Source organism: Cupriavidus pampae (assembly GCF_914271485.1).
In the GTDB taxonomy this organism is placed as follows: Bacteria; Pseudomonadota; Gammaproteobacteria; order Burkholderiales; family Burkholderiaceae; genus Cupriavidus; species Cupriavidus pampae.
Genome location: NZ_CAJZAG010000003.1, coordinates 307,970 through 322,315 on the forward strand (window position 1 = coordinate 307,970; position 14,346 = coordinate 322,315).

Here is a 14,346-nt window from a genome sequence, read left to right on the forward strand (position 1 = left end):
CGACAGGAAGCCGCGCATTCTACAGCGTGCCGACGATCACGCTCGAGGCTTTGAAGATGGCCAGCGCACGCATGCCTTCCGCCAATGCGAGTTCGCTGACGGCCGCGGCGGGTACGATCGCCGCGACGGTGCCCCCACCATCCAGCGCGAGAACGACTTCCGCGTTGACCGCGCCCGGCACGATGCGCGACACGGCGCCCGGCAGCTGATTGCGCGCCGACAGCTGCCCCTCGAAGTGCAGGCCGTCGGCGCCGGGCACGGCGATCAGCACAGACGACGCCTTGATCAACGCGAACGCCTCGACGCCCGCGGCCAGCCCGAGCGTCTCGGTACTCTCGCGCGTGATGGTTGCCACGATGGGCTGACCGCCCGGCAGCCGTAACGTGATCTCGTCGTTGACCGCGCCGGTCAGTACCGACTCCACATACCCGAACAACTTGTTGCGCGCGCTCGTGCGCACCGTGAAGCGTCGCATCAGCGCGAGATCACGGTCCGGATCGGCGCCCGGACCCGAGCTGGCCTCGCTGGCGAGCGCACCCGCATCGGCCTGCGCGCCGAGCCATGCGACAAAGCGGCGATGCTCGGCCTCGAGCGTACGATAGGTGCGAATGAGCTGTTCGGCTCGTTCGGTGAGCTGCGTGCCGCCACCGCCCTTGCCGCCGGCCGCGCGCGCCACGAGCGGCTCGCCGGCGCTGTTGTTCATCGCGTCGATGGCGTCCCAGGCGGCTTTGTAGCTGAGGCCGACCGCGCGTGCGGCGGCGGTGATCGAGCCATGGTCGCCGATCGCGGCCAGCAGGGCGATGCGATCCTTGCCGCCCCACTCGCGGGCCCCGGCCCGGAACCAGATCGCGCCTTCGAGTTCTAGCATGATGTGTGTTGTTGTCTGATGCGTGATGACGGCGATAGTAGCGCGGGTCAATGGCACAATGTGGCCTATGCAACGTCTCTGGTCCGTTTTCGTCAAGTTCGTGCTGCTCGCCATCGTTGGCGGGGCGCTGCTGCTCGCGTTCGCCGTGATCATGGCCAATCGCCAGTTGCCGTCGCTCGACGCGCTCACCGCGTTTCGTGCGTCGCCGGGGTATGTGCCGCTCAAGCAGTTCCCGCACACGCTTCCGGAGGCCGTCGTGGCGATCGAGGACGATCGCTTCTATATCCACGATGGCATCGACTACGTGGGCGTGATGCGCGCGGGCATCGCCAACCTGTCCGACGACCTGTCGCAGGGCGCATCCACCATCACCATGCAGGTGGCGCGCAATTTCTTCCTGTCGCGGCAGAAGACGTACACGCGCAAGCTCTACGAGGCGCTGCTCGCGTATCGCATCGAGAACGCCCTGAGCAAGGACGAGATTCTCGAGCTCTACCTCAACAAGATCTACCTTGGCCAGGGTGCCTATGGCTTCGGAGAAGCTGCCGAGACCTACTTCGGCAAACCCGTGGCGGAGCTGACGCTAGCCGAGTGCGCGATGCTCGCCGGGCTGCCCAAAGCGCCGTCGGCCAACAACCCCGTGGTCAATCCGCGCCGCGCGCGTCAGCGCCAGAGCTACATCCTGCTGCGCATGCTCGAACTGGGCCGCATCACGCGCCCGCAGTACGACGCCGCACTGCTGGAACCGCTCAGACTGCGCTGAGCCGCGGCGCGCCGTGTCAGCCGGCGCCCGACTGCGCGATGCCGGCGCGGCATGCTAGCGTCTGACATCGCAACCGCGGAGAGCGGTCATGGAAAGCATGTGGGGGGATATCTACAGCACGATCCGGGCCGAGTTCGCCGACGTCCCGAACGTCAAGGAACTGACGCGCCTGCTGCTGCGGCTGACGCTTGCGGTCGTGCTCGGTGGCGTGATTGGCTGGGAGCGCGAGTCCGCAGGCAAGGCCGCGGGGTTGCGCACGCACATGATGGTCGCGCTGGGCTCGGCGCTGTTCGTGCTGGTACCGCTTCAGGCAGGCGTGCCGCTGGCCGATATGAGCCGCGTGCTGCAGGGCCTGACGGCGGGCATCGGGTTCCTCGGCGCCGGCGCGATCATCAAGCAGGCGAAAGAAGACGACATCCGCGGCCTGACCACCGCCGCAAGCATCTGGACCGTCGCGGCGATCGGCGTGGCGTGTGGCCTCGGCCGCGAAATGACGGCCGTCGTCGCGACGGTGTTCAGTCTCGTGATCCTGCAGCTTCTCTACGTCTTCAAGAAGTAGCGGACACCGAGGCCGACGGCAGCGGCGCCGCGGGCGGCGGCTCCAGACTCACCCGATTCTCGGCGATGGACTCGCGCACGATCGGGTCGAGCCCTTCGCCATCCGTGGCATCGACGTGCGCCAGCAGCGCGCGCCGCATGCGCGGCTCCCAGAAGCGCTTGATATGGCTGGAGATATCGGCCAGCGCCTCCTGGCGATCGGGCATCGCCTCGAAGAAGCCGCCAATCTGGTTGGCCATCTTGATCAGGTTCTCGATATGCATGGCCGTTACTCCGCCGACGCCGGATTCACCGGCTCGGTCGCCGCGCGCAGGAACGCCAGCTGCTGGTCGTTGAAGTCCTGATAGCTGCGCTGCCACGTGGATGGCTGCGCCACCGGCATCACCTGCACCGCCGTCACCTTGTACTCCGGACAGTTAGTCGCCCAGTCCGAATTGTCGGTGGTAATCACGTTGGCGCCCGATTCGGGGAAGTGGAACGTGGTGTAGACCACGCCCGGCTGCATGCGCTCGCTGACGATCGCGCGCAGCACGGTCTCGCCCGCGCGGCTCTGCACACCTACCCAGTCACCATCCTTGATGCCGCGCTCCTCGGCATCGTGCGGATGGAGCTCGAGCCGATCCTCGTCGTGCCAGTGCACGTTCTCCGTGCGGCGCGTCTGCGCGCCCACGTTGTACTGCGACAGGATACGGCCCGTGGTCAGAATCAGCGGGAATTTGCGATTGACCTTCTCGTCCGTCGCCACATACTTGGTGATGATGAACTTGCCCTTGCCACGCACGAAGCCATCGACGTGCATGATCGGCGTGCCCTGCGGTGCCTCGGCGTTGCACGGCCACTGGATGCTGCCGAGTTCGTCGAGCCGCTTGTAGCTCACGCCCGAGAACGTCGGCGTCAGCGCCGCGATCTCGTCCATGATCTCCGACGGGTTGTTGTAGTGCATCGGATAGCCAAGCGCGTTCGACAGCAGGATCGTGGCTTCCCAGTCCGCATAGCGGCCCTTAGGCGGCATCACCTTGCGCACGCGCGAGATGCGGCGTTCCGCATTGGTGAAGGTGCCATCCTTCTCGAGGAACGTCGAACCCGGCAGGAACACGTGCGCGTACTTGGCGGTTTCGTTGAGGAAGATGTCCTGCACCACGATGCATTCCATCGACGACAGTGCCTCGGACACGTGCTGCGTGTTCGGGTCCGACTGCACGATGTCCTCGCCCTGGCAGTACAGGCCCATGAAGGTGCCCGTCAGCGCGGCTTCGAACATGTTCGGAATGCGCAGACCAGGCTCCGGATTGATCGTCACACCCCATGCGCTCTCGAACAGCGCGCGCGTGGTGGAGTCCGACACATGGCGATAGCCCGGCAGTTCATGCGGGAACGAGCCCATGTCGCACGAACCCTGCACGTTGTTCTGCCCGCGCAGCGGGTTCACGCCCACGCCATCGCGGCCGATATTGCCGGTGGCCATCGCGAGGTTGGCGATGCCCATCACCGTGGTCGAACCCTGCGCGTGCTCGGTCACGCCGAGGCCGTAATAGATCGCGGCATTGCCACCGGTCGCATACAGACGCGCGGCGCCGCGGATCTGATCCGCCGGCACACCGGTCACCGCTTCCATCGCCTCGGGCGAGTTCTCGGGCAGCGCCACGAAATCGCGCCATTGCTGGAAGGCAAGGTCTTCGCAGCGCTCGGCGATAAACTGCTCGGCGAGCAGGCCTTCGGTCACGATCACGTGCGCCAGCGACGTGACCAACGCCACGTTGGTGCCCGGACGCAGTTGCAGGTGATAGTCGGCGCGAATGTGCGGCGAGTCGACCAGGTCGATGCGGCGCGGATCGACGACGATCAGCTTCGCACCGGCACGCAGGCGACGCTTCATGCGCGAGGCAAACACCGGGTGACCATCGGTCGGATTGGCCCCGATCACCATGATCACGTCGGCCTTGGCCACCGAGCGGAACGTCTGCGTGCCCGCCGATTCGCCGAGCGTGGTCTTGAGACCGTATCCGGTCGGCGAATGGCACACCCGTGCGCACGTATCGACGTTGTTGTTGCCGAACGCGGCGCGCACCAGCTTTTGCACGAGGTAGTCTTCCTCGTTGGTGCAGCGCGACGACACGATACCGCCGATCGAATCGACGCCATGCTTGGCCTGAATCCGCTTGAACTCGGAAGCCGCGTAGGCAATCGCTTCTTCCCACGACACTTCGCGCCACGGATCGGTGATCTTCGCGCGGATCATCGGCTTGAGAATGCGGTCCTGATGGGTGGCATAGCCCCACGCGAAACGACCCTTCACGCACGCGTGGCCTTCATTGGCCTGGCCGTCCTTGTACGGCACCATGCGCACGACCTCGTTGCCCTTCATCTCGGCCTTGAACGAGCAGCCCACGCCGCAGTACGCGCACGTGGTCACCTTGTCGTGCGAAGGCTGGCCCAGCTTGATCACGGACGTCTCGGTCAGCGTCGCGGTCGGGCAGGCCTGCACGCACGCACCGCATGACACGCAATCGGACTCCATGAACGACTGGCTCGTGCCCGCCGACACGCGCGACTCGAAGCCGCGGCCGGTAATCGTCAGCGCGAACGTGCCCTGGGTTTCCTCGCACGCGCGCACGCAGCGATTGCACACGATGCACTTGGACGGGTCGTACGTGAAGTACGGATTCGACTCGTCCTTCTTCAGGTGCGTATGCGTGGCGATGGCCGGCGTGTTGGTATGCCCGTCGGCGTAGCGCACCTCGCGCAGGCCGACCGCGCCGGCCATGTCCTGCAGTTCGCAGTTGCCGTTGGTCGGGCAGGTCAGGCAGTCGAGCGGGTGATCGGAGATATAGAGCTCCATCACGCCACGGCGCAGGTCGCCGAGCTTGTCGCTTTGCGTGCGCACCTTCATGCCCGCTTCCACCGGCGTCGTGCACGAGGCCGGATAGCCGCGACGGCCTTCGATCTCCACCAGGCACAGACGGCACGAGCCGAACGACTTGAGCGAGTCCGTCGCGCACAGCTTCGGCACGGCGATGCCCGCTTCCATGGAAGCGCGCATGACCGACGTGCCCGCTGGCACCGTCACGTCCACGCCATCGATCTCCAGCGTGACCTGTACTTCCGACTCGCTGGCCGGGGTACCGTAATCGAGTTCGTTTCGAGCGTTCAAGGGATGTCTCCCGATCTTATGTTTTGTGGGATGGGGGGCGATATCGATATCGCTACGCCGCGCGTGCCGGCTTCGGTGCAAGACCGAAGTCTTCGGGAAATTCGTTCAGCGCGGACAGCACCGGGTACGGCGTCATGCCGCCCATCGCACAGAGCGAGCCATTCAACATCGTGTCGCACAGGTCGCGCACGAGCGCCACATGCTTCACGGGCTGATCGCCCGTCAGGATGCGGTCCATCACCTCGACGCCACGCGTCGAACCGATTCGGCACGGCGTGCATTTGCCGCAAGACTCGATGGCGCAGAACTCCATCGCGTAGCGCGCCTGCTTCGCCATATCGACGGTCTCGTCGAACACGACGATGCCACCATGGCCCACCACCGCGCCGAACGCCGCGTAGGCCTCGTAGTCCAGCGGCACGTCGAAGCGCGACTCGGGCAGGTACGCGCCCAGCGGGCCGCCCACCTGTACCGCGCGAATCGAACGGCCCGAGCGTGTGCCACCGCCGTAGTCGACCAGCAACTCGCGCAGCGTGATACCAAACGCTTTCTCGACCAGTCCACCTTGCAGAATATTGCCGGCCAGCTGGAACGGCAGCGTGCCGCGCGAGCGGCCCATGCCGAAGTCCTTGTAGAACGTGGCACCTCGAGCCAGGATGATCGGTACCGTGGCCAGCGAGATCACGTTGTTGATCACGGTCGGCTGACCGAACAACCCTTCGATCGCAGGCAGCGGCGGCTTCGCGCGCACCACGCCGCGCTTGCCTTCGAGGCTTTCGAGCAGCGCGGTTTCTTCACCGCACACATACGCACCGGCGCCCTTGCGCACTTCCAGATGGAAGCGGTGGCCACTGCCGCGGATATCGTCACCGAGCCAGCCCGCCGCGGTGGCGATGCGAATCGCTTCCTCGGTGGCGGCAATCGCGTGGGGGTATTCCGAGCGCGTGTAGATGTAGCCGTGCTCCGCGCCCACCGCGAGGCCCGCGATGGTCATGCCTTCGATCAGCATGAACGGATCGTCTTCCATGACCATGCGGTCGGAGAACGTGCCCGAGTCGCCTTCGTCGGCATTACAGACGATGTACTTGACCGGCGATTGCGCGGCCAGCACCGTCTTCCACTTGATGCCGGTCGGGAACGCCGCGCCGCCACGGCCGCGCAGGCCGGAGTCCAGCACCTCTTGCACGATCTGTGCGGGCGCGAGGGCCAGCGCGCGCGTCAGGCCGGCATAGCCTTCATGCGCGATGTAGTCATCGAGCGACACTGGGTCGGTGATGCCGAGGCGCGCGAAGGTCAGGCGCTCCTGCTTCTTCAGGAACGGATGCTCGTCGACCACGCCGATCGACAGCGCATGCGTCCTGCCCTCAGGCAAACCCGCATCGAACAGCGCCGGCACGTCGTCGGCGGAGACCGGTCCGTAGCCGATGCGGCCGGCTTCGGTCTTCACCTCGACCAGCGGCTCCAGCCAGAACATGCCGCGCGAGCCGTTGCGCACGAGGTGGATATCGATGCCGCGCTTGGCGGCTTCGCGTGCGATCGCTTGTGCCACTTCATCGGCGCCAAGCGCAAGCGCGGTGGAATCGCGCGGTACGAAGATCGTGATGCTCATACGCTCGCCTCCACTGCGTTCTTGTTGTTCTGCTCCGCGCGCATGGCATCGCGCAGGCCTTCGATCAGCCGCGTGAATCGCGCGGCATCGACGCGACCGTGCAGTCGATCATCGATCATCACCGCCGGGCCGATCGCGCATTGCCCGAGGCAGAACACCGGCTCGAGTGTGAACGCGCCGTCGGCCGTGGTGTCGTGCATCGAGCAACCGAGCGTGCGTTCGGCGTGCTTGACCAGCGCATCGGCACCGACCGACTGGCACGCCTCGGCGCGGCAGACCTGCACGACGTGCCGGCCCGCGGGATGTTCGCGGAAGTGGTGATAGAACGTGATCACGCCATGAACTTCGGCACGCGACAGATTCAACGCTTGCGCGATGACCGGCACCGATTCGGCCGGCACGTAACCGTGCACGTCCTGGAGTTCATGAAGAATCGGCAGCAATGCACCGGGCATGTCGCGGCTCGCGGCTACGATCTGTGCGATGGCATCAAGGCGACGCGCGGCGCTTACCGTGCTGCTTGCGGCTGCTAGATTGCTTGTGGGGGTGACGGTTTCTGGCATGGCGTCTCCGTGCTCTTGTGTCGTCAGGGCCTGGAACGCGTGGCTTGTCTCCTGCGTTCCTACGCAACCGCCGACTGACCATCATTGGGTCCATCGTGCGGCCTGCATATAGGCTCTTTTTTTCATATTACGGGACCGCTTTTTAGCGATCTGTCCCGTTTGTGCGACTATAGGCCTGTGTTTTCACCCCATCAATATGCTATTTTTCGCATATGCTACGCATCTCGATCCTCCCCCGTCTGCAGATCCGCGACGACGCGGCGACTGCCCCGGCGCCAGCACTGGACGTCTCGCGTCTGGTGGCGCTTCTCGGCCATATCGAGGCCACCGGCAACATCGCGCAGTCGGCCGAAGCTATCGCGTTGTCATACCGCTACGCGTGGGGCATTTTGCGCGACGCCGAGACGCTGTTCGGCGGCGCGTTGATCGCCAAGACGCGCGGACGTGGGTCCACACTCACGCCGATGGCGCAGCAACTCGTATGGGCGAGCAAGCGGATTGCCGCGCGGCTGTCGCCGACGCTGGACAGCCTCGCCTCCGAGCTCGAGATCGAGCTGAAGAAGCTGATGGTCGCCTCGGATCCGGCGGTGCGCCTGCATGCCAGCCACGGTTTTGCGGTGGCGGCGCTGCGCGACTTCCTCGTCGAGCACAAGGTGCGTCACGACCTCAAGTACTGCGGCAGTCTCGAGGCCGTGGCCGCGCTTGCGGAACACGCGTGCGATATCGCCGGCTTTCATGTGCCGATCGGCGATCTCGAAGACGATATGGTGCGGCGCATCACGAGCTGGTTGCGCCCAGAAACACACTGCCTGATCCACCTCGCGGTGCGCACGCAGGGATTGTTCGTGCGACCCGGAAACCCGCTTGGCGTGCGCTCGCTCGAAGATCTGGTGCGATCCGACGTGCGCTTCGTCAATCGACAGCAGGGGTCGGGGACGCGGCTGTTGCTGGACCTGATGCTGGCGCGGCGCAACATCGATCCGAATCGCATCGAAGGTTTCAACAACGGCGAGTTCACGCACGCGGCGGTGGCCGCGTACATCGGCAGCGGCATGGCGGATGTGGGCTTCGGCGTGGAGACCGCGGCGCGCCGCTTCGGGCTGGAATTCGTGCCGGTGCTCAAGGAGCGTTACTTCTTCGCGATCGAGCAGAAGATGCTGCAGAGTCCGGCGCTGGCCGAGGCGGTGGCCGCGCTCAAGAGCCGCTCGTTCCGCGAGCGTGTCGACGCGCTGCCGGGCTACGACGGCGCGCTGACGGGCGTGGTGCAGACGATGGAGCAGGCGTTTCCGAATCTTCCGGAACTTGCCCCCCTCTCACCCCGGGAAAGGGGGCGGATGTAAGCGAAGCGGTGTCTCAGTAGATTTCCGGCACGATCAGTTCGTTCGGCACCGGCTGCCGCACGTAGTCGGCGTGCCGTTCGCGCTTGGGCAGCACGATCGATGTCTGTTGCGGCTCCACGTACGGCATCTGCTGCAGCAGATGGTGGATGCAGTTGAGGCGCGCGCGCTTCTTGTCCACAGCCTGCACGACCCACCACGGGGCTTCGGCGATATGCGTGCGCTCGAGCATGACTTCCTTGGCGCGCGTGTAGTCTTCCCAGCGGCGGCGCGACTCGAGGTCCATCGGGCTCAGCTTCCACTGCTTGAGCGGATCGTGGATGCGGCTCAGAAAGCGCATATGCTGCTCGTCGTCCGAGATCGAGAACCAGTACTTGATCACCTGGATGCCCGAACGCACGAGCATGCGTTCGAACTCGGGCACCGAGCGGAAGAACTCTTCATATTGCTCGTCCGTGCAGAAGCCCATCACGCGCTCGACGCCCGCGCGGTTGTACCAGCTGCGGTCGAACAGCACCATCTCGCCGGCGGCCGGCAGATGCGATACGTAGCGCTGGAAATACCACTGCGTGCGCTCGCGATCGTTCGGCGCGGGCAATGCCGCCACGCGGCAGACGCGCGGATTCAGACGCTGCGTGATGCGCTTGATCACGCCGCCCTTGCCTGCGGCATCGCGTCCTTCAAACAGGATCACCACCTTGTGGCCTGTCGCAACCACCCAGCTCTGCAGCTTCACGAGTTCGCCCTGCAGGCGGAACAGTTCGCGGAAGTACATCTGACGTTCCGCGCGCTCTTCCTCATCGCTGGCGAGGCCGCCATTCTCGGCGCCGCCACCGGCCAGGATGGCCTGCACCACGGCCGGGTCACGATCCTCGAGTTCGAGTTCGAGCTCTTCGTCGTAGTAATCCGCCACTTCGCGGTGAATGCGCCGGATCAGGGCTTCGTCGTTAGCTGCGTCGTTGGAATTCATGTCGCTGCGCTCCGGGGTGTCTGTTCGGGCAGGGTGGTGGTCAAACAGTTTACGCCCGCCGCATGGCAGTTGCGTGAAATGACGAAGTTGTCATGCGCTAACCGCCCGCCTGCTGCTTGCGAAAGGCCCAGCGTCCCGCCAGCGCGGTAAAACTCGCCACGATCGCCACCAGCACCCAGAAGCCGTGCGGATGTTCGGCCAGTGGAATGCCACCCACGTTCATGCCGAAAAAGCCCGCGACGATATTGATCGGCAGCGCGAGCACGGTCACCAGCGTCAGTGTGAACAGCGTGCGGTTGGTCTGCTCGTTCAGCTTGGCCGCGATCTCCTCCTGCAGCAGCTTGATGCGCTCGACCAGCGCGGCGAGGTCGCTCAGCACCAGCGAGAATTCCTCGGTGGACTCGCGCAGTTCGCGCAGATCGCCGTCCTGCAGCCACGCGGGCGGCCGGTTGAGCAGCCGAAACAATGCACCAGGTTCGGGCGCGAGCAGCCGCTGCAACCGTACCAGCCCACGGCGCATGGCGCCGAGTTCCGAACGATTGCCGTGCAGGCGCTGCGACAGCAATTGATCCTCGATGCGATCCACGCCGATGCCGGTTTCTCGCACGATCTGCACGAGCACATCGGCCTGATCGCGCAGCAGATGCACCACGAGGTCGAGCGGCGAGCGGAACGGCTCGCCATTGCGCACCGCCGCGCGCAGCCGATCCACCGAACGCAGCGGACGCAGACGCGCGGTCACCAGCACGCGCCGATCCACGCTGGCCCATAACGTCGAGATATCCGTCGACGACACGCCAAAGTTGTAGATCACGTCGTTGACCACCGCGAGCAACGCATCGTCCTGCCGCTCGATGCGCGTCGAATGCGAGCCCTGCCGCAATGAGGCAAAGAAATCTTCCGACAGTCCGAGCTGGCTTTTCATCCAGCGCTCACACGCACTGTTGGACAGGTTGAAGTGCAACCACAGAAAGCCCGCGGTCGCCCCCGCGGTCGACGCTTCGGCCGCTTCACGCAACCACGCGATCGCACGATGCGAATCGATCTCGCGCACCGGTTCGTCCGGCACGAACAAAAAGCCACTGACCAGCCCGACCGGATCGGAACCATAGCCGGATTCGACGATGGCGGATTGCATGAGGACGCTCCGGAAAAAACGCGAAACCAAGACGGTAACACGGCGGTGTGACGTTGCAGGTGTTGGCGCGCGCGCCTCAGCGCTGGTCGCGAATCAACGCGGATGGAACAACCCTGGGCTGCGGCACGACGGGAGGCCGTGCAATGCCAAGCGCTGGCGGTTCCAGCGCTGATTGCGCTGGCGGAAAGGGATAGGGGTTTGGCTGAATGTTAGCCAACGCTCCCGGTGTATCCGGATCCAGTACTTCGTGGAGGCCAGTCCGCCCATTCCCCAGTTTGGCGAAGTACGGATCAATGAAAGCCCAGCCGCGATCGTCTCCTGCCTCGTAACGGCGATAGATCCAATAGCACACCGTATCGGCAAGCTGGATGAGCCGTGATGCCTTCGAGTCGATGAACAAAGGCACCTCAGCAAAGTTGCGCAACCTGCCATTGGCGTGTCCCACATGCTTGAACGTCTGATGCAACGCCTGCATGTTCGCCTCGTCACTCTGCTTACGATCGAAAACGAAAATCCCGCGTGCGGCTTCCTTTTGCCCGAGCGCATCGCGCCAGCGTGAAGCTCGAGGCCAAAAGGGAACGGGCCGCATCAGCGGCCCGTTCGGGTATTGGTAAGTCAGGTGGAACAATCGTCCAACGCGCTGCATGAAGGTCAGCACTCCCGACTCGGTTGACATCGTACCCTCCACAGTTGAGCGACGCAATCGCAGAAAGTCGACTTTTGCGTGAGTGCCCTGCGATACAAGAGATGGCCACGCCAAAACAAAAAAGCCCGCACGAAGCGGGCTTTTTTGTGGAGTACCGAGACTTAAGCGAAGTTCTTCGCGGCGAAGTCCCAGTTGGCGACGTTCCAGAATGCCTCGACGTACTTCGGGCGGGCATTGCGGTAGTCGATGTAGTACGCGTGTTCCCACACGTCGCAGGTCAGCAGCGCCTTGGCGTCGGTGGTCAGCGGCGTGGCGGCGTTCGAGGTGGACACCAGGTCCAGCGAGCCGTCGGCCTTCTTGACCAGCCAGGCCCAGCCCGAACCGAAGGTGCCTACGGCGACCTTCGTGAACTCTTCCTTGAACTTGTCGAACGAACCCCACTTGGCGTTGATCGCGTCGGCCAGGGCACCGGTCGGTGCGCCGCCGCCGTTCGGCTTGAGCGAGTCCCAGTAGAAGGTGTGGTTCCAGACCTGGGCCGCGTTGTTGAAGATGCCGCCCGAGGACTTCTTGACGATGTTTTCCAGCGACTCGTTCTCGAACTCGGTGCCCTTGATCAGGTTGTTCAGGTTCGTGACGTAGGTCTGGTGATGCTTGTCATGGTGGAACTCCAGCGTCTCCTTGGAGATATGCGGAGCGAGGGCATCATGCGCGTACGGAAGCGGAGGAAGTGCGTGTTCCATTGTTCGGTCTCTGCGGGTTGTTTATAGGTGGGGACTGACGATTGTAGGTGACTTGCCAGACCCGCGCAAACGCGGCCGGAAAGTCCCCTGGACTCATGTTAGTTTGTATCGGCTCGGTCAGAAGCCGCCGAGCTTGGCCTGCACACCGGCAATTTCGACATCGGCCACGCCCTCCGCCAGATGCGCCTCGACGATGCTGCCGGCGCGCAGTTCCTGCGGTGACCGCAGCGCATGTCCGCGCTGGTCGATCAGCACCGCATAGCCGCGTTCGAGCGTGCGCTGCGGCGCCAGCAAATCCAGCGCGCCCGCGGTGCGCGCCAGTCGTGCACTGGCGCGTTCATGCTGACGATTGGCCGCGGTCGCGAGCCGCGCGGACAGACGGCCGACATCGGTGCGCGCGCGGGCCACGTCGGGCATGCACGCGCGCCAGCGCATCGCCAGCACCTGTTGCCGATGACGCTGCACGGTCATGGTGTCGCGCAATGCCGCACGCAAGTGTCGGGCCAGATTGTCAACACGCGCGCGACGCTCCTGCAGTTGCGCCTGTGGGCTGCGCAGCCGGCGCGCCAGCCAGTCAAGATGCTGCGCGCGGCGATCGAACTGGCGCTCCATCGACTGACGCAATGCGTCCTGCGCGCGCCGCGCGAGCTGCAGCAGATGCGCGCGATCAGGACTCACGAGCTCGGCCGCACCGGTCGGCGTGGGCGCACGTACGTCCGCGACGAAATCGGCAATCGTGAAATCGGTCTCATGGCCCACGCCGGACACCACCGGCACCGCGCTGCGCGCGATCGCATGCGCCACTACTTCCTCGTTGAACGACCACAGGTCCTCGATGCTGCCACCCCCGCGGCACAGGATCAGCACATCGCACTCGCGCCGCGCGTTGGCGGTATCGAGCATCGCGGCAATCCGCTCGGCGGCGCCAATGCCCTGCACCGGCACCGGATAAACGATCACCGGCACGTGCGGCGCGCGCCGCCGCAGTGTGGTCAGCACGTCGCGCATCGCAGCCGCCTGCAGCGAGGTGACCACGCCGATCGCACGCGGATGTGTGGGGATCGGACGTTTCCGTTCAGTGGCGAACAGCCCGGCCTGTGCAAGTTTTTCCTTCAGACGCAGAAACGCCTCGTAGAGATTGCCGAGCCCGGCGCGACGCATCGCCTCCACTCCGAGCTGCAGCTCGCCGCGTGCCTCATACATCGTGACCAGCGCGCGCACCTCCACCGCCTCACCTTCACGCGGCGCAAAGTCCACATGCTGGTTGCGCCCACGAAACATCACACAGCGGATCTGCGCGCGCGCGTCCTTGAGCGAGAAATACCAGTGCCCACTCGCCGCACGCGTGAAATTGGAGATTTCGCCACGCACCCAGGCCAGCGGGAAGTTCCGCTCGAGCATCGACGAAATCGCATGATTGAGCTCGCTGACCGCGATCACTTCTCGGCCGCCAGCCGGCGCATTCGGCGAGATTGGGCGGGGAACGTTCGGAAAGTCGGGCATGGTCCACTACCGCGCGGGCGGCGTGCAATTGACATGTCCACAGCATAACTGCTCTGTCAAGAGGTACACAGGGGGCCACCCGTTTGAGGCGGTAACCCGCCTACCTTGGCACAACCCTTTGATTCTTATGCCTTTTCCGCGCAAGGCAAAAATTAGGCAATGTAAGAGAAACGCTTACGCGTCAACGACTTACGGCGCGCGCCCCCGCCTTGTTCACAAAGTTATCCACAGAAGCTCTGGATAAACGAGAAGGCGGTGTGCGGCGGTGTGGATAATCGCGCTTTTCGGACACGGCGGCTTGCTCCGGCAACGACGCGGTTGGATTGCGTCACTTACGCTCGAAACCACCGTCTGTGACGTATCGATGACCGATTTGCCTAATTTTTAAGCGCCGCATAATTCACCCTTTAAAAACAACGAGTTGGACAGGCTGTCCCGTATTTGTCCACAACCCGTCCACAATCCTGTCCCGCATGACTGTGGAAAGTCGACACGGTTTC

The 14,346-nt window shown here is 64.4% G+C and carries 13 protein-coding genes; 3 read left to right on the forward strand and 10 right to left on the reverse strand.

Translation table 11 applies throughout. The features are described 5' to 3' along the window. Window positions 1–19 precede the first annotated feature (19 nt). Window positions 20–868 (reverse strand): TOBE domain-containing protein, encoded by an 849-nt coding sequence (locus tag LDO41_RS09095; RefSeq protein WP_223985214.1) that lies wholly within the window; start codon window positions 866–868, stop codon window positions 20–22. 67 nt (window positions 869–935) lie between these two features. Here LDO41_RS09095 and LDO41_RS09100 point away from each other — a divergent pair, with 67 nt between their 5' ends. Then, window positions 936–1,631, forward strand: a complete 696-nt coding sequence (locus tag LDO41_RS09100; protein WP_223985216.1) for a transglycosylase domain-containing protein — start codon at window positions 936–938, stop codon at window positions 1,629–1,631. An 88-nt stretch (window positions 1,632–1,719) separates the two neighbouring features. Continuing rightward, a complete protein-coding gene (locus tag LDO41_RS09105) occupies window positions 1,720–2,190 on the forward strand; it encodes an MgtC/SapB family protein (RefSeq protein WP_223985218.1) in 471 nt (156 codons plus the stop codon). On the opposite strand, the gene LDO41_RS09110 is transcribed toward LDO41_RS09105, so the two are convergent. The 4 genes from LDO41_RS09110 to LDO41_RS09125 are packed head-to-tail and all read right to left on the reverse strand — an operon-like array spanning window position 2,180 to window position 7,512. Further along, window positions 2,180–2,452 (reverse strand): formate dehydrogenase subunit delta, encoded by a 273-nt coding sequence (locus LDO41_RS09110; RefSeq protein ID WP_223985220.1) that lies wholly within the window; start codon window positions 2,450–2,452, stop codon window positions 2,180–2,182. The two genes, LDO41_RS09105 and LDO41_RS09110, sit on opposite strands and share 11 nt — an antisense overlap. 5 nt (window positions 2,453–2,457) lie before the next feature. Then, window positions 2,458–5,340: a formate dehydrogenase subunit alpha gene (gene fdhF / locus LDO41_RS09115; RefSeq protein ID WP_223985222.1), complete on the reverse strand. Its 2,883-nt coding sequence runs from the start codon at window positions 5,338–5,340 to the stop codon at window positions 2,458–2,460. Between the two features lie 52 nt (window positions 5,341–5,392). Beyond that, complete coding sequence (locus LDO41_RS09120; protein ID WP_223985224.1) at window positions 5,393–6,949, reverse strand: formate dehydrogenase beta subunit; 1,557 nt, start codon at window positions 6,947–6,949, stop codon at window positions 5,393–5,395. Then, complete coding sequence (locus LDO41_RS09125) at window positions 6,946–7,512, reverse strand: formate dehydrogenase subunit gamma (protein ID WP_223985225.1); 567 nt, start codon at window positions 7,510–7,512, stop codon at window positions 6,946–6,948. Before LDO41_RS09125 ends, LDO41_RS09120 begins: the two co-directional genes overlap by 4 nt. 212 nt (window positions 7,513–7,724) lie before the next feature. Between LDO41_RS09125 and LDO41_RS09130 the strand changes: the two genes are divergently transcribed. Further along, complete coding sequence (locus LDO41_RS09130) at window positions 7,725–8,852, forward strand: helix-turn-helix transcriptional regulator (RefSeq protein ID WP_223985228.1); 1,128 nt, start codon at window positions 7,725–7,727, stop codon at window positions 8,850–8,852. Between the two features lie 13 nt (window positions 8,853–8,865). Here LDO41_RS09130 and ppk2 read toward each other — a convergent pair whose 3' ends face one another. From ppk2 to xseA, 5 genes are all read right to left on the reverse strand, one after another. Then, window positions 8,866–9,819, reverse strand: coding sequence for a polyphosphate kinase 2 (ppk2, locus tag LDO41_RS09135; protein WP_223985231.1), 954 nt, complete (start codon window positions 9,817–9,819; stop codon window positions 8,866–8,868). A 97-nt stretch (window positions 9,820–9,916) separates the two neighbouring features. Further along, on the reverse strand, window positions 9,917–10,957 hold the full coding sequence (locus LDO41_RS09140; RefSeq protein ID WP_223985233.1) for a transporter: 1,041 nt from the start codon (window positions 10,955–10,957) through the stop codon (window positions 9,917–9,919). Between the two features lie 76 nt (window positions 10,958–11,033). After that, window positions 11,034–11,633, reverse strand: coding sequence for a DUF3800 domain-containing protein (locus LDO41_RS09145; protein ID WP_223985235.1), 600 nt, complete (start codon window positions 11,631–11,633; stop codon window positions 11,034–11,036). 131 nt (window positions 11,634–11,764) lie between these two features. After that, window positions 11,765–12,343, reverse strand: coding sequence for a superoxide dismutase (sodB, locus tag LDO41_RS09150; RefSeq protein WP_223985237.1), 579 nt, complete (start codon window positions 12,341–12,343; stop codon window positions 11,765–11,767). 117 nt (window positions 12,344–12,460) lie between these two features. Next, window positions 12,461–13,846 (reverse strand): exodeoxyribonuclease VII large subunit, encoded by a 1,386-nt coding sequence (xseA, locus tag LDO41_RS09155; RefSeq protein WP_223985238.1) that lies wholly within the window; start codon window positions 13,844–13,846, stop codon window positions 12,461–12,463. Window positions 13,847–14,346 lie beyond the last annotated feature (500 nt).